This is a genomic window from Mariniflexile sp., from assembly GCF_052728615.1.
Genome location: NZ_JBFVFE010000028.1, coordinates 30599 through 54378, shown reverse-complemented (window position 1 = coordinate 54378; position 23780 = coordinate 30599). Strand labels below are relative to the sequence as shown.

Here is a 23780-nt window from a genome sequence, read left to right as displayed (position 1 = left end):
GAACTAAAAATCCAAATGGAACCTCTACACAATTCCTTCCCTTTTTTCAAGGGAAGGTGTCCGCAGGACGGAAGGGTAAAGGGTTAAACACATGAAAAAAATAACAACCTACATAAAAACCCATAAAATAAAATCGGCACTAATTGCGGTGGTTTTGATGGTATATTATTTCAGTTTACCAAAACAACTTTTTAAAGACCCCACAGCTACTGTAATTACCAGTGACAACAATGAACTTTTAGGAGCGCAAATTGCAAAAGATGGGCAATGGCGCTTTCCTCAAAACGATAGTGTTCCTGAGAAATTCAAAACCTGTATTGTTCAGTTTGAAGACGAATACTTTTATAAACACCCTGGTTTTAATCCTATCTCCATTTTTAAGGCGTTGCGGGATAACCTTAAATCGAAAACCGTAAAACGAGGTGGAAGTACCATGACGCAACAAGTGATTCGGCTTTCAAGAAAAGGGCAAAAACGCACCTATTTTGAAAAAGCCATCGAAATTATTCTTGCCACAAGATTGGAATTTAGGGCATCAAAAAACCAAATTTTGGCTTATTACAGTAGCAACGCACCATTTGGTGGCAACGTGGTTGGATTGGATGCGGCTTCGTGGCGGTATTTTAATAGAAATGCCAATGAATTATCTTGGGCAGAAAGTGCCACCCTCGCTGTGTTGCCCAATGCCCCGAGCTTGATTTATCCCGGGAAAAACCAAGACCGATTGATTACAAAAAGAAACCTGCTGCTTAAAAAGCTTTTAGACAATAAAATCATAGATGGGTTGACCTATAAGTTATCCATTGCCGAAGGTTTACCCCAAAAACCTTATCCGCTGCCACAAATCGCACCTCATTTATTACAAAAGGTATCGAAATTGCATACGGGTAAACGGATACAGACCACTATAGATATGCGCCTGCAAGAACGCGTTAACTATATTATAAAAACACATTATAATCAGTTAAGCCAAAATGGGATTTATAATGCTGCCGTTTTGGTTTTGGATGTGAAAACCAGAAAGGTATTGGTATATGTTGGCAATGCGCCAACAGATAAAGCGCACCAAAAAGATGTGGATGTTATTGATAAACCCCGAAGCACCGGAAGTATTCTAAAACCATTTCTTTACACCGCCATGTTGGATGCCGGTGATATTTTACCCCATACCTTAGTGGCCGATGTTCCTACGCAATTTGGGAGTTACAATCCAGAAAATTACAACAAAACCTATGATGGTGCCGTACCTGCAAGTCGGGCGTTGTCGCGGTCGTTAAATGTGCCTGCAGTACGCATGCTTCAGGAATTTGGGTTGGATCGTTTTTATCATTACCTCAAAACACTTAGGCTAAAAGATTTAAAATACAATGCCAACCATTATGGGTTGTCGCTTATTCTTGGCGGTGCCGAAAGCAACCTTTGGGATCTATGCAAAAGTTATGCAGCCTTATCTTCAACCTTAAACCATTTTTCTGAAACCTCCAGCGAATATTACAGTAACGAGTTTTGTGAACCCATTTTTTTAGCTTCGGAAACCATGGACTTCGGAAAGAAAACAACTGATAAAACCCTGTTTGATGCCGCTTCCATTTATTTAACCTATGAAAGTTTAAAAGAAGTGAACCGACCCGAAGGCGATGAAAGTTGGGAGTTTTTTGACAGTTCAAAACAAATTGCTTGGAAAACCGGCACCAGTTTTGGCTTTCGGGATGCTTGGGCTATTGGGACCACGAAAGATTATGTTGTAGGTGTTTGGGTGGGAAATGCCGATGGCGAAGGCAGACCCGGATTGGTGGGCGTGCAAGCAGCAGCCCCCATTTTGTTTGATGTGTTTGATTTATTGCCAAAAAGTAACTGGTTTTCAAAACCTTTTGATGAAATGCAGGAAGTATCCATCTGTAAAAAGAGTGGTTACAGGGCTTCCCAAAATTGTGATGAAGTTGAAGAAAATTTCATTCAACTAAGTGGCTTAAAAACCAAACCTTGTCCGTTTCATATATTGGTGCATTTGGATGCTTCTGAAAGTTTTCAAGTCAATGTCTCTTGCGAAGCTATGAGCCAAATTAAACACAAATCATGGTTTGTACTGCCGCCTTTAATGGCGTATTATTATAAAACCAAAAACCCTTTTTACAAACCCTTGCCCAAATTTAGAAGTGATTGTTTGGGAGACAATGCCATTACCATGGAATTTATTTATCCAGAGGAAAACAGCACTATTTTTTTACCAAAGGATTTTGATGAAAAACCCAACGATTTGATCCTGAAAATCGCACATTCAAAACCAGATACCACGTTGTTTTGGTATTTAGATGAAACGTTTATTGGAAGCACAAAAGACATCCATGAGTTGGCCCTCATTCCCAAAACGGGAAAACATATTATAACGGTTGTTGATGAATTTGGAAATGAAGTTAAATGTAGGATTGAAATTTCAAATTAGCTTTTCAAATTTAAGTACATGTAAAAATAGCTAGTCATTATTTAGATAGCTTATATTATTGACCCCTCCGCCTATCGGCATACCGAAATAAATTCGGCACAGGCGCTCCCCTTAAAAAAAGGGGAGGAATTATTAACGTATAAGTTTTTTAATGATTTGGACTTGTTGTTTTAATTTTTATCATGTACTTAAATTTGACATCCATGTTATGGCGTTACATAGATCTCACAGCCCCGATAGCTATCGGGATTTAAAACCTGCGAGGTGGGGTGTCGAATTTGTGCGTATTCATAAAAAATCGTTCGGTCTGTTTTTTAAACTTTTTCGGTGTTTAAAACCTAAAAAGTTAGTAAAATAAAGGCTTTAAGTCATTTTTAAATTCATTATTGAAGATAAAAAAGAGAACGGAATTTTAAATTTTGGATACTTCAAATTTGACACCCCACCTGTGAGGTCTTAACTATTCTGAAAATTACCAATGATTTATTTTTCAAAAACAATCCTTGTCATGTGCTTAGCTTTCTAATATACGTTTTAATCATATTATGGTCAGATCTAAAAGTATTTATTTTTCGGGTTTTAAGAATCTCTAAATCTTTAGAAACCCAAATATGGTCGAGGGAAAGCAACGGTAAATTCCAAAACCAGGTTTCCCTAAAACCATTACCCTTTTTGTTGAATGCGTGGTTAAAATTGGTTTTAAGTTTGTTTAGGTTTTTAGATTCAAAAGGCACATTGAAATCGCCTAAAACTATCGTGTTTTTATTTTTTTTAACCAAATCGTTCACAAAACCTAATTCCCATGTACGAGGCACATCTTGACTACCTGTAACATCTACCGCATAAAAATTTATGCCATCAGTTTCAAAATTTACAACCGTAGTTTGGTGGTTCGAGGTTTTATTAAAAAGAATTTGAGTAGGGGTTTTAGAAAATACGCATAATTCCCTGCCCGAATCATAAAAGAAATAATCGGGATATTTTAATTGAAGTTCCTTGATGTTATTCGGTTTCGATTCTACTAAAACCAGTATATCGGGAATGCCATTGTTTTCATTAAAGGACTCTTCAAAACTGTTATTGCGGGAAGCATTCCAAAAAACCACTTCCAAGTCTTTATCGTTTATGGTTTCAGGAATATGGATTTTAAAACTTCTTCCTAACCAAATAATTAATAATATGCCAGCCACTATTAAATTTAATATTCTTAATCTTCTTTTAAGAAAGATAGAAAGCACTAAAACAATAAGTATGGTTATGGGCAACGGAAATGTATAAAAGTAAAGCGACGTTTCGTAACTACTTTCTTTAACCACAAAATGAATGCCTAACAAAACAAAAATTACAATAACGTTTATTAGGTAAACTAAAATCCTTAAAAACTTGATCATTCCCTAAGCGAAGATCCTTTTGCTGCCCACCAAGGATGTATCTCAACTACCAAACGACCTTCTTTTACCATGGGGTCGGCATGGGCTAAACTATCTGCCATTTTAAAGGTTGGCACATTGTAAATGGTAACACTCCGAATATTGCTGTTGTATTCAAAAGGTTTTGAAATATCGGCATACCCCAGTTCGTACATTTTTCTTAAATGTGCTTCATGTTCTTTCTGTAATAAGGCAGCCTCTTCTTCGTTTTGCGATCTAATGGGGCCGCTCTTTAAAAAAGCCATAAAATATTGCTGCATTACAATGGTATCGTGTGTCTTTTCATCTATATAATCATACGTTTGAAAGCCTTTTGCCTTTAAATCCTCTTTAATTTGTTTTCTTGTTCTTGTAATGGGTTCTTCCAAAACTTTTGGCGCTAAAGAATCTTCAACTACTTTTTGTGGTTCATCAATGACTTCATCCGTCTCTTTTTCAACTTTTCTACAGCCAATAAATGCTAGTATTGCAAAACTGTATATAATGTATCTTTTCATCTGTTTATTTTTTGTAGTTTTTCAAAGGTTGTATGTAACATTTATATGAACATTTCCCTGTGCGATTACATTTATAGCCATGAATGTTTCATTTTTATCTATTTTAAATTGTTATTTGATCCACGCATTAAAGGGCTGTTTACTTAATTGGGCATTATAATATTTTATGTTTCCGGTCACTTCTTTTCCCAACCAATGTGGTTTTGTAAATTTTTCTGTTTCACTACGCAGTTCAACCTCGGCAATCACCAAACCCAAATTGTCGCCATAAAACTCGTCCACTTCAAAAATATGGTTTTCCACTTTAATTTCATAACGCATTTTATCGATAACACCCGGTTCACAAAGTTTTAAAAGTGCTTGGGCTTCTTTTTTTGTGATTTCCTTTTCCCATTCAAAACGCGATAATCCATCGCTTGTTGACAGTCCTTTAACAGTAATAAAACCTGTATCGCCTTTTACCCGAACCCTAACGGTACGCTCTTTATGGGTGTTCAAAAACCCTTGGATAATTCTTTTTTTTTTGAAAGCTTCATGTTTATAACCCTCTGAGGTTACTAAAAATTTACGTTCTATTTCTAACATAACTATGCCCACAAAAGCGGGTACCTCTTTGTAAACCCTACTAAAATAAGGGATATATATTAATTTTGGCTTTAAATAATACAATAAGATTCCTGCCTTGGCAAGAATTCATAAATTTACAGCATGTTGAGCGATTTACCAATAAGAAAAATTATTCATGTGGATATGGATGCGTTTTACGCCTCGGTAGAGCAATTGGACCATCCTGAACTTAAGGGAAAAGCCATTGCTGTGGGTGGTGGCGGTAAACGGGGCGTGATAAGCGCTGCCAGTTATGAAGCCAGAAAATTTGGTGTAAAAAGCGCTATGGCTGGAAATTTGGCTGCCAAATTATGTCCGGAACTTATTTTTGTAAGACCAAATTTTGAGCGTTACACCGAAATTTCAAAAAAAGTACGGAAAATATTCTATGATTATACCGATCTGGTAGAACCACTGTCGTTGGATGAAGCCTATTTGGATGTTACCAATAACAAAAAAGGGAACCCCAGTGCTTCTTTAATGGCGAAAGAAATCAGGGAGCGTATTTTTAATGAAGTTGGCTTAACAGCTTCGGCAGGTATTTCCATAAACAAATTCGTGGCGAAAATAGCGAGCGATTACAATAAGCCTAACGGACAAAAAACAGTAAATCCTGAAGAGGTTATTGATTTTTTAGAGCAATTGGATATTCGAAAGTTCTACGGAATTGGAAAGGTTACTGCCGAAAAAATGTACCAAAAAGGAATTTTTACGGGTAAGGATCTAAAGGGCAAATCTGCGGAATTCTTAGAAGAGAACTTCGGGAAATCGGGAAAATCGTATTACTACATTGTAAGAGGCATTCATAACAGCCAAGTGAAACCTAATAGAATCCGTAAAAGTTTAGCTGCTGAACGTACGTTTAGTGAAAATTTATCTTCTGAAGTGTTTATGCTTGAAAAATTGGAACATATTGCCGATGAAGTATCGCGTAGATTGTTGAAAAGCAAGGTTTCCGGAAAATCGGTGACTTTAAAAATAAAGTATAGCGATTTTACGTTACAAACCAGAAGCAAGACTTTACAGTATTTTATAAGCGACAAAGCGTTGATTTTAGAAACAGCCAAAGCGTTGTTGTATCAAGAAAAATTGAGTAATTCTGTGCGGTTGTTGGGCATTTCCATGTCTAATTTAAACACCGAAACCAAAAAAAAGCCTGAACAGAAAAGTGTGAGTGTGCAGTTGAAGTTTGAGTTTTAGATATGAATGGTTTTGTTATGTACTAAAAGTTTTCAATTATGAAAAGATTAATAATTCTTCTTTTTACGTTAGCCTTATCAATAGCTTGTAAAAACCTTAAAACAGAAAATAAAGATAGTATTGTGAAGTATCGAAAAACAAAAACGGTAGATACCGTTGACATTTACTTTGGTTTTGAAGTAAAAGACCCATACCGTTGGTTGGAAGACGACCAAAGCAAGGAAACCGAAACTTGGGTGAAAATACAAAACGCATTTACATCCCATTATTTAAAACAAATTCCTTATAGAAACGACATTAAAGAACGACTGTCTAAAATATGGAATTACGAAAAAATTGGCATGCCTTTTATTGCGGGCAAATACACGTATTTCCCAAAAAACAACGGGTTACAAAACCACGATGTTATTTACAGAAAACTAAACGATACGGAAACAGAGGTTTTTTTAGACCCAAACACATTTTCTATTGATGGCACCACCTCATTAGGTGGATTAAGTTTTTCAAAAGATGGAAGTTTATTGGCTTATTCTATTTCTGAAGGAGGAAGTGATTGGCGAAAAATTTTGGTAATGCAAACTGAAACCAAAGAATTTATAGGGGATACTATTACAGAGGTAAAATTCGGTAATATTTCTTGGTACAAAAATGAAGGGTTTTACTATTCCAGTTATGATAAACCCAATGGGAGCGAGCTCTCTGCAAAAACCGATCAGCACAAGGTGTATTATCACAAACTAGGCACTTCCCAAAAAGAAGACGCTCTTATTTATGGTGGAACACCCGAAGAAAAACACCGTTATTTGTATGCTTCGGTTACTGAGGATAATCGATATTTAATAATCACACCAAGAGTTTCCACTTCGGGAAACAAGCTTTTTGTCAAAGATTTATCAATTGAAAACAGCAAATTTATTCCTGTTTTAAATCATACAGATAGTGATTCTTATATTATTGATAATGTTGGAAGCAAACTTTTTATTGTTACCAATTTAAATACGCCTAACAAAAAAATCGTTTGGGTTGATGCCTCTAACCCTACGCCAGAACATTGGGTTGATGTGATTCCAGAAACCGAATTTGTTTTAAACCCATCAAAAGGAAGCGGCTATTTTTTTGCTGATTATATGGTGGATGCCATTTCAAAAGTAAAACAATACGATTATCAAGGACATTTAATAAAAGAAATACAACTTCCAGGATCAGGAACTGCCGATGGTTTTAGCGGAAAAGCGAAAGATGATGCTTTATACTATTCGTTTACCAATTACAATACGCCTTCAAACATTTATAAATTCAATCCTAAAACGGGTGAAACCGCTTTATATTGGAAACCTAAAATAGATTTTAAGAGTGAGGATTACGAAAGCAATCAGGTATTTTATACTTCAAAAGATGGCACAAAAATCCCAATGATGATCACCCACAAAAAAGGATTGAAATTAAATGGTAAAAACCCAACTATTTTGTATGGTTATGGAGGTTTCAACATCAGTTTAACACCAGCCTTTAGCATTGCCAATGCTGTTTGGATGGAACTTGGAGGTGTTTTGGCAATTCCTAATTTACGTGGTGGTGGCGAATATGGCAGTAAATGGCACGATGCAGGCACACAACTAAAAAAACAACATGTGTTTGACGATTTTATTGCTGCCGCAGAATACTTAATCGCCCATAATTACACGGCTTCAAATTATTTAGCGCTTAGAGGTGGCTCCAACGGTGGTTTATTGGTTGGCGCAGTTATAACACAACGCCCCGATTTAGCTAAAGTGGCATTGCCCGCCGTTGGCGTTTTAGATATGCTGCGCTATCACACGTTTACTTCTGGGGCAGGTTGGGCGTACGATTATGGTACCGCCGAAGATTCCAAAGACATGTTCGACTATCTTAAAAACTATTCGCCCGTTCACAATGTAAAAAAAGGTGTGGAATATCCAGCAACATTGATAACCACTGGCGACCACGACGACCGCGTTGTGCCAGCACACAGTTTTAAATTTGCAGCCGAATTACAAAGTAAACAAACTGGAAACAACCCCACTTTAATTAGAATTGAAACCGATGCTGGCCATGGTGCAGGAACTCCCGTAAGCAAAACAATTGAGCAATATGCCGATATTTTTGGATTCACGCTTTATAATATGGGGTTTAAGGAATTACCAAATAAAATAAAAATTTAAGAATAAATATAGCTTTGCGCTCCTGTGCATCTCTGTGTAATAATTAATCAGTTTTCGGTCTCAATCTCAGTCTCAGTTTTCAGATGGTTACGTTATGCTTTGCGGCTTTGCGCCTTCGCAAGAAAAAACCTCTGTGCAATCTCTGTGGGAGAAAAACGACTAACGAGTTTTGATTTTTGAACCTTAAACTTAAAACTTTTACCTTTGCATCTCAGCGGCGAGAAATTAATTTATGTTACAAGTAAACAACCTTACCTTCCAATATAAAAAACAACCCGTTTTAAAAAACATTGGTTTTTCGGTTAAAGCGGGCGAACATGTTGCTGTTATTGGCGAGAGTGGCTCCGGAAAAAGCACGCTTTTAAAATTGCTTTACGGCACCTACAATTTAAACGAAGGCGACATTTTTTGGAAAGACCAACAAATTTTAGGACCGAAACACAACCTGATTATCGGGCCGGAATACATGAAATACGTATCCCAAGAATTTGATTTGATGCCTTTTATAACGGTTGCTGAAAACATTGGGGCGTTTCTTTCCAATTTTTATCCTGAAGAAAAACAAGAACGCATCAAAGAGCTTTTAGAAGTTGTAGAATTACAGCCCTATGCCCATATTAAGGTTAAGGATTTAAGTGGCGGACAAAAACAGCGTGTTGCCATTGCCCGAGCCATTGCAAAACAACCCGAAATTATTTTATTGGACGAACCGTTTAGCCATATCGACAACTTTAAAAAACAATCGTTACGGCGAAGTTTGTTTAAATATTTAAAAGAAAAGAACATAACTTGTATTGTGGCTACGCACGATAAAGAGGATGTCTTATCTTTTTCTGATAAGATGATTGTTTTGCACGATAATAAAATTATGGTAAAAGGCACGCCCCAACAACTCTACAAAAACCCAGGAAACAAATTGGTCGCTTCTTTTTTTGATGAATTTAATGAGTTGGAAAATTTAGGAATTGTTTATGCGCATCAACTAAAAAAAGTGAATACATCAAACTTGAAAGCCATCGTTAAACAATCCTATTTTAAAGGACAGTATTATTTAATCGAAGCCGATTTGAATGGAAAAACGGTTTTTTTTGAGCATGGTACCGGATTAGAAAAAGGATTATCAATTTGTCTTTCAATTTTAAAGTAACATCCATGGCAGGTTCTTAAGAAGTTTTGAATTAGCCAATTAAATAGGGATTATATGGGTTGCCAGACTCTGGGCACTGCTTATGAAAACAAGCCATTCGCAGCATTGTTCCTGTTTTTTATTTCTTGGCACAGCCCTTTGGCCCCTTTTGATCGGTGTCATCATGAGTGATTTTTTTTCTTGTTCCCTTAAAATCCTAGCATCTCAACTTCCAAAAAAAAAGAAACCGCTCAAAGAATTCATCTTTAAACGGTTTCCAAACTAAATAACCAACCAAAATTTTATGTTAAACCCTTGTGTTTGTTCTTGGGTTTTCTGCTTTTTCTTTTCTATACTTACGCATTTTCTCTGTTGTTGCGGTCTTGTTTTTTGTATTTGTTGTTTTTAAGTATTGAATGTAACCTCTGCCCACAAACTCATAAGTTGTTCCAGAAGTAGGATGGTACAATGCTATCGTTCCATCATCAATAACGCTCAATTCAAAATATTCATTGTCAAAATAATCATAATCTAATGTTAAAGTTTTAAGCTTGGTGTTTCCTGTTACGTTTCCAACGCCATAAAGGCCCGTATAATCCCAATAAAGATTATTTGAATTTGTACCGTTGGCATCTTGCGAGCTTCTAAATTCCGAGTCGTTTCCCCCAGATAAAAACTGTAAAAAGTTTTCGTTGTCAAACTCGTTTATGGCCCCCTGATTGCTGGTGTACACTTTTTCCCAAGCATTGTATTCTTGCAAGAAATAATGGATATTATCGTAGAATACAAAATCATAATCGAAATTGCTTCGTTGGTAGCCATCTAAAAAGTACGAGGTGTCGTTATTTGGGTTGTACAATTCAATGGTATTATTATCAATTTGGTAAATATCAAAAGTTGAAAAACCATCCACGGTATGAAACACATCCAATATCATGTCATACGCATCGTAAGTTCCAACTTTTATTCCAAAACCGTTGCCTGTATTTCCAAGGCCGACAATATTGTTATTGGCAAATACATTACCGTTTTTAAACGACATGGTAAAGGCTTTTTGCAAAAAGGGTGTTTCGCCAAAACCTTTAGTGGCATTAATATCCACATACCAAAGTTCGTAAGAGCCTAACAATTGGTTTATGGATATTTGAGGGGTATCGTTATAATCATCTACCAGTACTTCTGTGTAACAAGAAGTAAATAAGGTTGCTGTTAAAGCAAAGGTCAAAAGTAATTTTATAGTCTTCATCATCAAACATTTTTAGGGTTTATGCTTTATGGTTTTCAAAACACGTGCCACGTTTTTTTAGTTCTTTAGTTTCAGGTTTAAAGTTTCAAGTTTATCGCATCATCTTGTCATTGTCTTTGTTCTCTATTCTTTGTACTCTATTCTATATAATTTATGTATTTTTGAAGCTATAACACTGGAAAAATTTATGGATAAACCTTTAAAATATGCGGTTTTTGGTGCAGGGAGTTGGGCAACGGCCATTGTGAAAATGCTTTGCGAAAACTTAGATGAAGTGGGATGGTACATGCGCAGTGTTTACACCAAAGAGCATTTGCTAAAAGAATACCATAACCCTAACTATCTAAGTTCGGTGGAATTTCATATAGACCAATTAAAACTTAGTAACGATATTAACGAAATTGCCGATTATGCCGATGTATTGATTTTTGTAATTCCATCAGCATTTATCCACAGTGAATTGCAAAAAATGACACTGGATATCTCGAACAAAATAATAGTTTCTGCGGTAAAGGGCATCATTCCAGAAACCGGTTTGCTTTTGGGGCAACATTTTAATGAAGCCTATAAAGTACCTTCCAACAATATTGCGGTTATTGCGGGGCCTTGCCATTCAGAAGAGGTTGCCCTGGAACGTTTATCGTATTTAACCATTTCGTGTTCAGATGCTAAAAAAGCACAAATGATTGCCGATAGTTTATCGAGCGATTATATAAAAACGAAAATTAGCGACGATGTTATTGGTGTGGAATATGCCGTAATGCTTAAAAACATATACGCCATTGCTGCTGGAATTGCACATGGTTTGGGCTATGGCGATAATTTTCAGAGTGTGCTAATGAGTAATTCCATACGCGAAATGAAACGTTTTATCAGGAAAATGCATAAAATGAAACGCAACATCAATAATTCGGCGTATTTGGGCGATTTATTGGTAACGGGCTACTCGGTTTTTTCCCGAAATCGCATGTTTGGTAATATGATTGGGAAAGGTTATACCGTAAAATCGGCCCAAATGGAAATGAGTATGGTCGCCGAAGGGTTTTATGCCACCAAAAGCGCCCATTTGCTCAACGAAAAAAACAAGAGCAAAACAAAATTGCCCATAATAAATGCTGTTTACGAGATTCTTTACGAAGGTAAGGACCCAAAAAAAACCTTTAAAAAATTAACGGAGAAGTTGGATTAATTTTTGGGCGTTCCCTAAAGGTCGGGCTTTACGCTAAATCTTTTTTGCTTTTATTGGCAAAAAAGGATACCGCTACAAATGCAAAGCATTCACGATTTCTTTAATTTAAAAATATTAGTTGATGAGTAATCCCTAACGCACTTCAGAACTTCAAATTAACATAGAGAATAAGAATATAAACTTGTCCTCATTTTAAAAACTATAACCACCTCGTCTTCTATTTCGAGGTGTCGAAATAGAACCCACTCCTCCTTAAAAAAAGGAGGAGAATTAGTTGCGTATCCATTTAAAAATCAATAGATAAAAGGAGAATCTCTCAGTAGTTTTGCCAATGGTCTATCGGTAAGTAATCCCTTCCTTTTTTTTAAGGGAAGGCGGATTTCATTTTGATAAAAAATGAAAGACGGAAGGATGAAACGAGATTTTTAATAATTTTAAGAGCAAAACAGCCACCTCGTCTTCTATTTCGAGGTGTCGAAATAGAACCCACTCTTCCTTAAAAAAAGGAGGAGAATTGGTTGCGTATCCCTTTAAAATTTAAAGATAAAATAATAATTTCTTAGTCATTTAACTAAAAGTTTATCGATAGGTAATTCCTTCCCTTAAAAAGGGAAGAGCCTGTGCCGTCCCGATAATTATCGGGATTATTTCGGTATGGATTTCATTTTTATTAAAAAAATGAAAGACGGAAGGGTTTTTATTTCACCAAAACACCCTTAACTTCCATTAAAGGAATAGATTGCAATGCCTTTAAATTTATCGTATTTTTTCTAAACAAATAGGTTTTATCGAACATGGAGTTTCCTTCAAAATAGGACACTTTAAACGTGTTGTTCAATGCAAATAATTCCTCTTGCATCATCTCAATTTTAGCATAACTTTTTTTTGGAAGTATATCTATTTTTTTTCTAAAAGTAGAGGTGATTTTTTCTTCGGAATAACCAGAAGTTACAATCAAAACCAGTTCTAGATCCACATCTTTATCATTAATAATATAGGCGTTCCAATCTAAGGTTTTGTAAACATCGTGAAACTCGTTTACTATAGCGATGTAAACGCCCTCTACTTTTGGGATTTGGATGTCTTTTTTCATGTGTTTATAATATTTGTTTTTTAACGGTCATCCCGATAGCTATCGGGACTGTTCGCTATTAGTCATTTCATTGTGTGATAAACTTTTTAGCATGCTCGTTTCATGACGCTTTTTTTCCTCTTAAATAGATTATCGCCATTTGAATAATTCCCAGTATCCAATAAACAGGAAACTTAAAATAAGTATTCAGCAAATTAAACGCATCATTGCCAGAGCTTGCCTGCCATTTAATTTCAATAAACATGGAAACCACTGGCAATGAGAAAACAAATAGGATTAATAAGGTTGCTATAAAAGCGCATCCTTTTAAAGGAGGAAAAGAATTCCACTTATAATAGTTGACTACCAATAAAATAGCTAGAACAAACCAATCAAAATAACCAAAAACAGACAACAAGGTATCCATAATTTAAAGTGCAGACTTAAACTGCTCTAAAAACCGAACATCATTCTCGCTTAACAAACGGATGTCATTTATTTGATGGAGCAACATAGCAATACGGTCTATGCCCACACCAAAAGCAAAACCAGAGTATTCCTTGGAGTCTATTTTGCAGTTTTCAAGTACGTTTGGGTCTACCATACCACAACCACCAATTTCCAGCCAACCAGTGCCTTTGGTAATGCGGTAATCAGATTCGGTTTCCAACCCCCAATACACATCAATTTCCGCACTTGGTTCTGTAAATGGGAAGTAAGATGGGCGCAATCGTATTTTGGATTTCCCGAACATTTGGGTGGTAAAATATTGCAGCGTTTGTTTTAAATCGGCAAAACTCACATCTTTATCAATATACAAGCCTTCCACTTGGTGGAAAAAACAATGGGAACGCGCCGAAATAGCCTCGTTTCTATATACTCTACCAGGAGAAATGGTACGAATGGGCGGTTGGTTATTTTCCATATAGCGCACTTGAACGGAACTGGTGTGGGTACGCAACAACATATCGGGATTGGTTTGAATAAAAAACGTATCCTGCATATCGCGTGCGGGGTGGTATTCCGGTAAGTTTAATGCGGTAAAATTATGCCAATCATCTTCTATTTCCGGACCTTCGCTCACATTAAAACCTATGTTCGAAAAAATATCAATAATTTGATTTTTTACGATGGAAATGGGGTGGCGCGCGCCAATTTGAACAGGATTTCCAGAGCGGGATAAATCGCCATAAATGCCTTTTACTTCCTCTTTGCTTTCCAGCTCCTCTTTTAAAGCATTTACTTTATCTTCAGCCACCTTTTTAAGGGTGTTGATGGTTTGCCCAAATTCTTTTTTTTGATCTTTTGCAACGTTCTTAAACTCGGCAAAAAAGTTGTTCAACAACCCTTTTTTTCCTAAATATTTTATTCTGAAAGCCTCAACTTCTTCTTTTGTTTGTGCTTTAAAAGCTTCAGCTTCAGCTATAAGTTCTTTTATCTTGTCTATCATAACGTCCTTAAAATGATGGCAAATTTACTGTTTTTTGTGATAAATGCGTTAGGGATTATTCATGGATTTTATTTTTGAAAAATTTTGAAATCGTGCATGTTCCCTTTTTTCAACAGAAATTCTTTTTAAGATAGCATAAGCGGTTTCAAATTAGTCCACTTTCACCTTAATAATATCGTTAATATTGGTGGTGTAGCGTGGAGACAGACGTTCCTGACGCATTTTCCAAGTACGTTTTAAGTCTTGGTTGCCCAGTTTTATTTTATAATCACTGTACTTTTTGTTGATGCCATCAATAGCCTTCATTAAAGGCTTGTGCTTTGGGTTTTCATTTTCAAACATTTGCAATTGGTGGTTGTGGGTAGGCACCAAACCCATAACGATAACACCGGCACGTTTGTATTTTATGCCTTTTTTAAAAATGCTTGCTACCGCCTGTGTTGCTTGGGTACTGATGATTAAGCTAGAATCTGTTGGATATGGTAAACTTACTGCTCTACTTGCTCGGTGTTGTTCCAAATCTTTTTTATGCCTATCGCTGCTTAATACCACATAAATAATATGGCAACTTGAGCCTTGTTTGCGCAATTTTTCGGCACAACTTGTTGCAAAGGTCGAGATGCGCTCTTTTATATTTTCAAGGTCTGAAAACGTGTATTCAAAACTCCGTGTGGTAGCAATGGCCTGCTTTGTTTTAACTTCGTCCAATTGCAAAGTAGGGATGCCTTCTAAATCTTTTTTAAGTTTCCACTCGGTTATTGAAAAGGTTTTTCGAACCCAATCATCTGGAAGTTGCACAAAATCGAATGCTGTGTTACAGCCTTTTGCCTTTAAACGCTTTGTTAAACCACGGCCAATGCCCCAAACATCTTCAATTTTAATCCATTTTAAGGCTTTTATGCGTTTTTCTTCAGAATCAATAACATATACACCTTTTGTTTGAATTGGGAATTTCCGCGCTATTTTATTAGCTACCTTACTTAATGCTTTTGTTGGAGCGATCCCAACACAAGTTGGAATGCCTGTCCATTTTAAAATACGCTGTCGTATTTGGGTTCCCTGGTCGTTAAGATCATAATTTCCGAATCCTTTAAATTCTAAAAATGCTTCATCGATGCTATACACTTCCACATCGGGCGTAAATTGTTCCAATATTTTCATCACGCGGCTGCTCATATCGCCGTATAAGGGATAATTGGAAGAAAACACTTGAATATTATTGGCCTTACAAAATCCTTCCCATTTAAAAATAGGTGCGCCCATAGGCAGTTCCAAAGCTTTGGCTTCATCGCTTCGCGAAATCACGCACCCATCGTTATTGCTTAAAATAGCTATGGGTTTGTTGCGTAAACTGGGGTTAAAAGCGCGTTCGCAAGACGCATAAAAGTTGTTACAATCTACTAAGGCGTACATGGTTGTAAAAGTACAAAACTCATGCTTTTTAAGCCTGTTAGGTTTGCTCTAAATTTCAGCAAAATTAATCTTCTGCATATACCAAAATATCAGCAGGTTGGCAATCTAAAGCTTTACAAATGGCTTCTAAAGTTGAAAAACGAATGGCTTTGGCTTTCCCCGATTTTAAAATAGAAAGATTTGCAGGTGTTATATCAATAATTTCGGCCAACTCATTGCTTCGCATTTTACGTTTAGCCAGCATAACATCAAGATTTACTATTATTGACATGATTATATAGTTAGGTCGTTTTCTTCTTGTATATGTTTTCCCTTTTTTAAAACATCTAAGTATAGGTATATTAAAAAAGCAATTACTAGATGTGCTAAAACAATAAAATAATCATCCTCAAGACGAAATTTAGCACCTCTTATCAAAAATGAAACTGTAAATATTATGATATAAACCAAAGGAATAACATTAAGTTTAAAAAAGAAACGTAATCGTTTTAACGATTTAGCATCAAACATGTTTGTTTCAATAAATACTTTTAAAAATTCTTTAAATGCATAAAAATAAATAGCATAATATAACATTACAGACCACATAATAAGAATAGAATAATTATATGGGATATTGATGCCTAAACCTAATAAAGGAACATGGACTTTTGAATGATTTTCTAAAACTTCCACAAACGGAATTTGGAAGTCAAATTTATATTCAAAATATGATAATATGGAAAATACCATTATAAAAAGATATAAAACTGAAAATACATAAAAGAATAGTTTCGACACTATATAAGCTAATTTTTTCATTATATAAAATCATTGTTTAACGATAACAAATATATAAAAATTATTGATAAACAATAATTTTTTTTGCTGAAAAAGATAAATTTCAATTTTTTTAGATATACCAAGTTTTCAAAACCTGATAGACTTCGTACATTTGGTTTGTGATACCCAAAAAACTACAACAAAAACTCGAAGCGCGCAAAGCGGATAATGCCTTGCGATACCTCGGGGTGCAAAACAATTTAGTAGACTTTTCATCCAATGATTATTTAGGTTTTTCTGAGAATGAAGTTATTTTTAATAATGCTCATGAGTTTTTAATTGGTAAAAATATAAAACGTAATGGGGCAACAGGCTCTAGGTTGTTATCTGGAAACCATGAATTGTATGGGTTAGTGGAAAAACAAATCTGTAATTTCCACAACAGTGAAGCTGCCCTAATTTTCAATTCGGGTTACGATGCCAATATTGGGTTTTTTTCAAGCGTACCACAACGTGGAGACATTATTTTATATGATGAATACAGTCACGCTTCTATTCGTGATGGCATACAGCTATCAAACGCTAAAGCTTATAAGTTTAAGCATAACGATTTAGAAAATTTAGAAGACTTAATACATCGTCATTCTGTCCCGATAGCTATCGGGATTGTTTCAGAATCAAACACAGCTATTTACATCGTTACAGAGTCTGTTTTCTCAATGGATGGCGATTCGCCAGATTTGATAAAACTATCAAAACTAAGCAATAAACACCATGCCTTTTTAGTGGTCGATGAAGCACATGCTATGGGTGTTTTTGGCGAACGTGGAAAAGGGCTGATTCAACATTTAAATTTAGAAAATGCTGTATTTGCTCGCATTGTAACCTTTGGAAAAGCCATGGGTTGCCATGGTGCGGCTATTTTAGGGAGCGACGGTTTAAAGCAATATCTAGTAAATTTTGCCCGAAGTTTTATTTATACCACGGCATTGCCACCTCACAGCTTAGCAAGCATTCATGTCGCATATAATGAACTTGTCATTTTGAACGATAGAGACAAGTTACATAATCCTATTCAGCAATTATATAAAAATATTCAATTCTTTAAGACTGAAATAGAAAGATTAGGTTTAAAGGTTTTTCCCTTTGGGGAAATGTCCGCAGGACAAAGGGGCTTTATAGAAAGCCATTCCGCCATTCATTGCTGCATTGTTTTAGGGAATGAACAGGTAAAATTTGTTGCTAAAAGAATTCAGGAAGCAGGCTTTGATGTGAAACCTATTCTATCGCCCACCGTTCAAGAAGGGCAAGAACGATTGCGGTTTTGTTTGCATGCCTTCAATTCCAAAGAAGAAATAACGCAAGTATTAAAACTACTTGCTACTTTTGTGAAATGACAACATACTTCATAACAGGAATTTCTACCAACGTTGGCAAAACCATAGCATCTGCCATTTTGGTAGAGGCCTTGGAAGCCGATTATTGGAAACCCATCCAAGCAGGGGAATTAGATAATTGCGACACCAAAAAAGTTAAAAAATTGGTTTCAAATTCAAAATCGAAATTCCACCCAAACGCCTATGCCCTAAAAACGCCCATGAGTCCGCATGCCGCTGCGGAAATTGAGGGCATTTCCATAGATATTTCAAAAATAATTCCGCCAATCCCGATGGCTATCGGAACAAAAAACCATTTAATTATTGAAGGGGCTGGTGGTTTGTTAGTACCCATAAATAATACGCAAACGGTTTTTGATTTAATAAAACCCGATTATAAAGTGGTTGTGGTTTCCAGACATTATTTAGGAAGCATTAACCATACACTTTTAACCCTAAATTTGTTAAAGGAAAAAGGGTTGGATGTATCCATTATTTTTAGTGGAAATGAACAAAAATCCACCGAAGACATCATTAAAAAAATGACGCATGTTCCTATAATTGGCAGAATTGACGAAGAACCTTATTTCGATAAAAATGTGGTTAAGGAGTATGCTGATGAATTCCTGCGCAGGCAAAAATCCCATGATTTCTTTAAAAATTGAATTTGGTATAATAAAAATAGATTCCTGCCTTTGCAGGAATGACAAACGTAAATGAAACTAAAAGACCGCGACAAAATACACCTCTGGCATCCACTTACCCAACACAAACTGCACCCAGAAACAATTGCTATAACCAAAGCAAAAGGATGTGTTTTGTACGATGAAGACGGTAACGCGTACATTGATGCCATCGCATCTTGGTACACCTGCATGTATGGGCATTGCAACGAGTATATTACAAGTCGAGTTGTAGAACAAATGCAGACTTTAGACCAAGTGGTGTTTAGTGGTTTTACCCACGAACCTGCCATAAAACTATCAGAAGCACTCATTAAAATACTGCCCGAAAACCAGAATAAGATGTTCTTTAGTGATAATGGCTCAACCAGTGTTGAAATTGGTATTAAAATGGCCTTGCAATATCATTTTAATAAAAGTGAAAAACGAACTGTTTTAATGGCTTTTGAGGACGGATTCCATGGCGACACCTTTGGTGCCATGAGTGTTTCAGGGTTATCGGTTTATAACGGCCCGTTTGAAGATTTTTTTTTAGAAGTAAAGCGCATTCCAACGCCCAATGGCAGTAATCATAATGATATTTTAAACACCTTAGAATCTATTGTTAAAACCCACAAAGTGGCTGGTTTTGTGTACGAACCCTTAGTGCAAGGTGCCGCTGGCATGAAAATGCACGATGCCGAAGGATTGAACGATGTCCTAAAATTCTGCAAAGCATATAACATTATTACGGTTGCCGATGAAGTTATGACGGGTTTCGGAAAAACAGGCAAACATTTTGCTTCGCTTTATTTGGAAACCAAACCCGATATCATCTGTTTAAGCAAAGCCTTAACAGGTGGGTTATTGCCCATGGCGCTCACCACCTGTTCCCAAGAAATTTACGATGCTTTTTATAGTGACGACATGAGCAAAGGACTTTTTCATGGGCACACGTATTCTGCAAATCCGTTGGCTTGTACAGCAGCTTTGGCGAGTATAGAACTCTTACAGACCCAAGACATTCAAAATAATATAATGCGCATTATGCGCTCTCATAACATATTTGGAGAGAGAATAAAAACCCATCCCAAAGTAAAATCAACCAGACAACTGGGCATCATTTTCGCCCTCGATCTAAATGTTGAAATGGAACGTTATGGAAATCTTCGTGATAAACTTTTTAAATTCTTTATGGAACATGGCGTATTTTTACGGCCGTTAGGGAGCACCATTTATATTCAGGCCCCTTATGTGATTACTGAAAAACAGCTAGAGAAAGTGTACCAGGTTATAGAAGATGTTTTAGAAATTATTTAATGCGCCTAATACCCCACCTCATAGGTTTTAAAAACTGTGAGGTCTAAAAAACAGAAACACAGTATAAAATAAACACAAGAAAACGTATTTTTGCTACAAACCAAACATCTTGCACAAACCAATCTCAATAACCGCCATTGCCTCCATTTCCCCCTTAGGAAAATCTTTGGATGAGGCTTGGAAAAGTTATCAAAACAAACAACATGGCATTACAGAAAAAGCATTTCAAAACACAACCGCTTTGGTCGCCCAAATCCCTCTTGAAGCAAAACAAGATATTGAAACATTACGCCATTCCGATTCAAAATATAAATCCCTAGACGATACCGTTCTGTATGCTATGTATGCTTCGCGAAATGCCATAAAGCATGCCGGTTGGACAGGGTCAGATAATTTCGGGATCAATATTGGATCTTCGCGTGGTGCCACACAACTCTTTGAAACCTATCATGAAGATTTTTTAAAGAACAACAAAGCGCAAACCTTAAGTTCGCCCACTACCACGTTAGGTAATATTTCATCGTGGGTAGCACACGATTTGCAAACCCAAGGGCCGGAAATCAGCCATTCCATAACCTGTTCCACAGCGTTACACGCTATGCTGAATGGTATTGCTTGGATTAACGCCGGCATGTGCAACAAATTTTTGGTTGGTGGCAGTGAAGCGCCTTTAACGTCCTTTACCATTGCGCAAATGCGCGCATTAAAAGTGTATGCAAAAGTAAAATTAGAAGATGGCTGTCACACCGAGCGCAGTCGAAGTGCAACAACATATCCTTGTCGCGCCTTAGACCTTGATAAAAAACAAAACACCATGGTTTTGGGCGAAGGTGCCTCTATGGCGTGTTTGGAAGTTGGCGAAACAAAAAACGCTTTGGCCCTGATCAAAGGATTTGGATATGCTACTGAAATTCTGGAACATAATATTTCCATTTCCGCTGATGCCAAATGTTTTCAAAAATCGATGCAAATGGCTTTAGGAAACACAAATCCCGATGATGTTGATGCAGTAGTGATGCATGCCCCGGGAACCATAAAAGGCGATATGTCTGAATTCAATGCCATAAAAAAAATATTCTTTAACAAAATACCTGCGCTCACTACCAATAAATGGAAAGTAGGCCACAGTTTTGGTGCTTCGGGCATGTTGAGCATAGAAATGGCCATACTCATGCTCCAACAGCAAGAATTTATTAGTGTCCCCTTTTTAGAAAACAAAAATATTCCTGAAAAAATTAAAACGATTATGGTAAATGCTGTTGGTTTTGGCGGAAATGCCGTGAGCATTCTACTTTCAAAGTAATAACTTTTTAAGTTTATTTTTTATAAAAAAAAGCTTAATATTAACTTCACTTTATAAGTACATGACAAAAATTGAAACATACATTTTAAATGACTGATTGTCAATAGCTCTATAATATTTGGCGTTTCAGACCTGTCAGGTTTTAAAAACCTGACAGGTCTTGATTTCAGTAGGCTTAATAGAGTTTAATAAATGTTAATATAATTTTTTGTCATGTACTAAACTTCACTTTATTAAATCTAAAAACAATAAATGCGATCCGTTTTAATTTTATGTTTCTTGATCATGGGTTGCTCATCAACCTCCAATCGCCCTTTAGAACTTGCTTTATCTTCCAAAAACAAAAAAATAAAAACAGTAATTGATAACCTCGCACAACACGAAGTCCAAATTTTATTCACCGAAATTGATAGAAATGGTAATTCTGTTACCTTCAAGGACTATAGCTTTCAAGTAAATGACGGCAACTATTTTTACCCGGCAAGTACGGTGAAACTTCCTATTGCGATTCTGGCATTGGAAAAATTAAATACTATTGAACAATTGGATAAAAATACTGTTTTTAATGTAGAAGGCGATAGTGTTAAAACAACATTTTCCAACGAGATTAAAAAAATATTTGCCGTAAGTGATAATGATGCCTATAACCGTTTGTACGAATTTTTAGGAACAGACTATATAAACCAAAAGCTTGCAGAAAAAGATATAAATGCTCGGATTTCACACAGATTATCGGTAAGTAATTCTGGAAACTTGGTCACAAAACCATTGATTTTCTATAATAAAAATGATATCATTTTTAAAACGGATTCTGTTAAAAACCAGCCTATCAAACCTTTATTTTTAAAAACCAGCCTTAAAGGAAAGGGCTATATGGAAAATGATGGTTTGGTTAATAATCCCATGGATTTTTCCCTAAAAAATTATTTGCCCATAACATCATTGCACCAAATAATGAAGCAACTCATGTTTCCGGAATTATTCCCTTATACTAAGCAATTTCATCTGACACCTGAAGACAGAGCCTTTTTGATAAACACCATGAAAATATTACCCAAGGAAGCGGGTTATGCCTCTGACGAATATTATGAAAGTTATGTGAAATTTTTAGTGTTCGGCGACTCGAAAAAACCCATTCCAAGCCATATTAAAATATATAATAAGGTAGGCGATGCCTATGGTTTTTTAACGGATTGCGCTTATATAGTGAATGAAAAAACCAATAAAGAATACATGATAACGGCCACCATGTACGTAAATAAAAATGAGATTTTTAATGATAATGTATATGAGTATGAAACCATTGGTTTTCCCTTTTTAGCTGAATTGGGAAGGCAACTGGTTGAGTAAATTTTTAGTGCAAATTAAAGTATACTCAATATTTAATGCGTTTGCCCTGATTAAATGTTCCCCAAGTCAATCTTTAAATTTATTTTTCATTCCATTTTATATATATTTGCTTTGTTGATAAAAATTTGAGGGATTATTTTTTATCGATGTAAAGACACTTTTTTTTAAGATAAAGCGTTTTTATATAATTAGGAAAAACGAAGAATACTGCATTTTATCTATGATTTTTATCGTTTCACAGATGTTTTATTGCTGAAATGCACACGGTTTTATTGTTCCCTCGCTTTTTTTTATACATTTGCACCCAATGACAATACAAAACAAAAGAATATTAGCCTCAATCTTATTTGTATTAATAAGTTTTGTATGCACCTCCCAAGTGGGGGGAGCTGAGCCACCGCCGCCTGGAGCACCGCCACCAGGTCTTCCTATTGATGGAGGGGTACTGCTTGCATTGGGTTTAGGGTTGTTTTATGGTGCAAAAAAATTATTTTTTGGTAACAAAAAGAGCTAATTTATTTTACCCATTTCAAAAAGTTTAGCCACATATTTCCCCAATACATCAAACTCTAAGTTCACAATCGTTCCTTTTTTAAAGGTGTTAAAATTGGTGTGACTATAGGTGTATGGTATAATAGCAACGCTAAAACCGTCTTTTCTGGAATTAATTACGGTTAAACTGGTGCCGTTTATGGTTATGGAGCCTTTCTCAATAGTTATATTATTTAGCGCAGCATCGTAATTAAAAGTAAACACCCAACTGCCATTGGCTTCTTCAACATGAGAGCACACAGCGGTTTGGTCCACATGGCCTTGCACTATATGGCCGTCCAGCCTATCGCCCAATTTCATGGCGCGTTCTAAATTTACTTGATCGTTTACTTTCAAAGTCCCTAAATTGGTTTTGTTTAAGGTTTCTTTTATCGCCGTAACACTATATTCATCATTATTAACGGCTACCACGGTAAGGCAAACCCCATTATGGGCCACACTTTGGTCTATTTTTAATTCAGGCGCCATCCTGCTTTTTATGGTGATATGGAGGTTATCAAATTCCTGTTTTAAATTTGAAACCACACCAATATCTTCAATAATTCCAGTAAACATATTATTATGTGTTTATTTAACTAAATTTGCAATTCAAAAAGAAGT

Annotated in this window: 22 protein-coding genes; 11 read left to right on the top strand and 11 right to left on the bottom strand. The window is 36.0% G+C overall.

The genetic code is table 11. The features are described 5' to 3' along the window. The first annotated feature begins 91 nt into the window (after positions 1 to 91). Positions 92 to 2443, top strand: coding sequence for a penicillin-binding protein 1C (gene pbpC, locus ACU1LP_RS11735; protein ID WP_445736351.1), 2352 nt, complete (start codon positions 92 to 94; stop codon positions 2441 to 2443). A 506-nt stretch (positions 2444 to 2949) separates the two neighbouring features. Here pbpC and ACU1LP_RS11730 read toward each other — a convergent pair. The 3 genes from ACU1LP_RS11730 to ACU1LP_RS11720 all read right to left on the bottom strand — a co-directional run bounded on the left by ACU1LP_RS11730 (position 2950) and on the right by ACU1LP_RS11720 (position 4955). Further along, positions 2950 to 3834 carry an endonuclease/exonuclease/phosphatase family protein gene (locus ACU1LP_RS11730; RefSeq protein WP_445736350.1) on the bottom strand — a complete coding sequence of 295 codons (885 nt, stop codon included), beginning with the start codon at positions 3832 to 3834 and terminating at the stop codon, positions 2950 to 2952. Further along, positions 3831 to 4370 carry a YciI family protein gene (locus ACU1LP_RS11725; protein WP_445736349.1) on the bottom strand — a complete coding sequence of 180 codons (540 nt, stop codon included), beginning with the start codon at positions 4368 to 4370 and terminating at the stop codon, positions 3831 to 3833. The genes ACU1LP_RS11730 and ACU1LP_RS11725 overlap by 4 nt, the downstream gene beginning before the upstream one ends. Before the next feature lie 111 nt (positions 4371 to 4481). Further along, positions 4482 to 4955 (bottom strand): CYTH domain-containing protein, encoded by a 474-nt coding sequence (locus ACU1LP_RS11720; protein ID WP_445736348.1) that lies wholly within the window; start codon positions 4953 to 4955, stop codon positions 4482 to 4484. Between the two features lie 123 nt (positions 4956 to 5078). Between ACU1LP_RS11720 and dinB the strand changes: the two genes are divergently transcribed. The 3 genes from dinB to ACU1LP_RS11705 all read left to right on the top strand — a co-directional run bounded on the left by dinB (position 5079) and on the right by ACU1LP_RS11705 (position 9506). Beyond that, positions 5079 to 6176 carry a DNA polymerase IV gene (gene dinB, locus ACU1LP_RS11715; RefSeq protein ID WP_445736347.1) on the top strand — a complete coding sequence of 366 codons (1098 nt, stop codon included), beginning with the start codon at positions 5079 to 5081 and terminating at the stop codon, positions 6174 to 6176. A gap of 38 nt (positions 6177 to 6214) precedes the next feature. Continuing rightward, the gene (locus ACU1LP_RS11710) at positions 6215 to 8359 is read left to right on the top strand and encodes a prolyl oligopeptidase family serine peptidase (protein ID WP_445733546.1); all 2145 of its coding nucleotides are present in this window, start codon (positions 6215 to 6217) and stop codon (positions 8357 to 8359) included. Between the two features lie 232 nt (positions 8360 to 8591). Next, entirely contained in the window at positions 8592 to 9506 is a 915-nt protein-coding gene (locus ACU1LP_RS11705; protein ID WP_445733547.1) for an ABC transporter ATP-binding protein, read from the top strand. Positions 9507 to 9792: 286 nt separating this feature from the next. Here ACU1LP_RS11705 and ACU1LP_RS11700 read toward each other — a convergent pair whose 3' ends face one another. Next, complete coding sequence (locus ACU1LP_RS11700; protein WP_445733554.1) at positions 9793 to 10731, bottom strand: nicotinic acid mononucleotide adenyltransferase; 939 nt, start codon at positions 10729 to 10731, stop codon at positions 9793 to 9795. A gap of 187 nt (positions 10732 to 10918) precedes the next feature. Between ACU1LP_RS11700 and ACU1LP_RS11695 the strand changes: the two genes are divergently transcribed. After that, the gene (locus tag ACU1LP_RS11695; protein ID WP_445733548.1) at positions 10919 to 11920 is read left to right on the top strand and encodes an NAD(P)H-dependent glycerol-3-phosphate dehydrogenase; all 1002 of its coding nucleotides are present in this window, start codon (positions 10919 to 10921) and stop codon (positions 11918 to 11920) included. A gap of 697 nt (positions 11921 to 12617) precedes the next feature. Here ACU1LP_RS11695 and ACU1LP_RS11690 read toward each other — a convergent pair. From ACU1LP_RS11690 to ACU1LP_RS11665, 6 genes are all read right to left on the bottom strand, one after another. Further along, the gene (locus ACU1LP_RS11690) at positions 12618 to 13013 is read right to left on the bottom strand and encodes a hypothetical protein (RefSeq protein ID WP_445733549.1); all 396 of its coding nucleotides are present in this window, start codon (positions 13011 to 13013) and stop codon (positions 12618 to 12620) included. Positions 13014 to 13113: 100 nt separating this feature from the next. Then, positions 13114 to 13419 (bottom strand): hypothetical protein, encoded by a 306-nt coding sequence (locus tag ACU1LP_RS11685; protein ID WP_445731283.1) that lies wholly within the window; start codon positions 13417 to 13419, stop codon positions 13114 to 13116. Positions 13420 to 13422: 3 nt separating this feature from the next. Further along, complete coding sequence (pheS, locus tag ACU1LP_RS11680; protein ID WP_445731284.1) at positions 13423 to 14442, bottom strand: phenylalanine--tRNA ligase subunit alpha; 1020 nt, start codon at positions 14440 to 14442, stop codon at positions 13423 to 13425. Positions 14443 to 14592: 150 nt separating this feature from the next. Next, a complete protein-coding gene (locus ACU1LP_RS11675; protein WP_445731285.1) occupies positions 14593 to 15855 on the bottom strand; it encodes a Y-family DNA polymerase in 1263 nt (420 codons plus the stop codon). Positions 15856 to 15919: 64 nt separating this feature from the next. Next, positions 15920 to 16126, bottom strand: coding sequence for a helix-turn-helix domain-containing protein (locus ACU1LP_RS11670; RefSeq protein WP_445731286.1), 207 nt, complete (start codon positions 16124 to 16126; stop codon positions 15920 to 15922). Positions 16127 to 16128: 2 nt separating this feature from the next. Then, a complete protein-coding gene (locus tag ACU1LP_RS11665; RefSeq protein WP_445731287.1) occupies positions 16129 to 16656 on the bottom strand; it encodes a DUF2975 domain-containing protein in 528 nt (175 codons plus the stop codon). A 140-nt stretch (positions 16657 to 16796) separates the two neighbouring features. Here ACU1LP_RS11665 and ACU1LP_RS11660 point away from each other — a divergent pair, with 140 nt between their 5' ends. From ACU1LP_RS11660 to ACU1LP_RS11635, 6 genes are all read left to right on the top strand, one after another. Beyond that, on the top strand, positions 16797 to 18014 hold the full coding sequence (locus tag ACU1LP_RS11660; protein WP_445733550.1) for an aminotransferase class I/II-fold pyridoxal phosphate-dependent enzyme: 1218 nt from the start codon (positions 16797 to 16799) through the stop codon (positions 18012 to 18014). Further along, positions 18011 to 18658, top strand: coding sequence for a dethiobiotin synthase (gene bioD, locus ACU1LP_RS11655; protein ID WP_445731289.1), 648 nt, complete (start codon positions 18011 to 18013; stop codon positions 18656 to 18658). The genes ACU1LP_RS11660 and bioD overlap by 4 nt, the downstream gene beginning before the upstream one ends. 51 nt (positions 18659 to 18709) lie before the next feature. After that, entirely contained in the window at positions 18710 to 19975 is a 1266-nt protein-coding gene (gene bioA, locus ACU1LP_RS11650) for an adenosylmethionine--8-amino-7-oxononanoate transaminase (RefSeq protein WP_445731290.1), read from the top strand. Between the two features lie 109 nt (positions 19976 to 20084). Next, positions 20085 to 21278, top strand: coding sequence for a beta-ketoacyl synthase N-terminal-like domain-containing protein (locus ACU1LP_RS11645; RefSeq protein ID WP_445733551.1), 1194 nt, complete (start codon positions 20085 to 20087; stop codon positions 21276 to 21278). Between the two features lie 285 nt (positions 21279 to 21563). After that, on the top strand, positions 21564 to 22628 hold the full coding sequence (locus ACU1LP_RS11640) for a serine hydrolase (RefSeq protein WP_445736346.1): 1065 nt from the start codon (positions 21564 to 21566) through the stop codon (positions 22626 to 22628). Positions 22629 to 22935: 307 nt separating this feature from the next. Continuing rightward, positions 22936 to 23142 carry a PID-CTERM protein-sorting domain-containing protein gene (locus ACU1LP_RS11635; RefSeq protein ID WP_445731293.1) on the top strand — a complete coding sequence of 69 codons (207 nt, stop codon included), beginning with the start codon at positions 22936 to 22938 and terminating at the stop codon, positions 23140 to 23142. Here the strand turns inward: ACU1LP_RS11635 and ACU1LP_RS11630 are convergent. After that, complete coding sequence (locus ACU1LP_RS11630) at positions 23139 to 23735, bottom strand: riboflavin synthase (RefSeq protein ID WP_445731294.1); 597 nt, start codon at positions 23733 to 23735, stop codon at positions 23139 to 23141. The two genes, ACU1LP_RS11635 and ACU1LP_RS11630, sit on opposite strands and share 4 nt — an antisense overlap. Between the last annotated feature and the right edge of the window lie 45 nt (positions 23736 to 23780).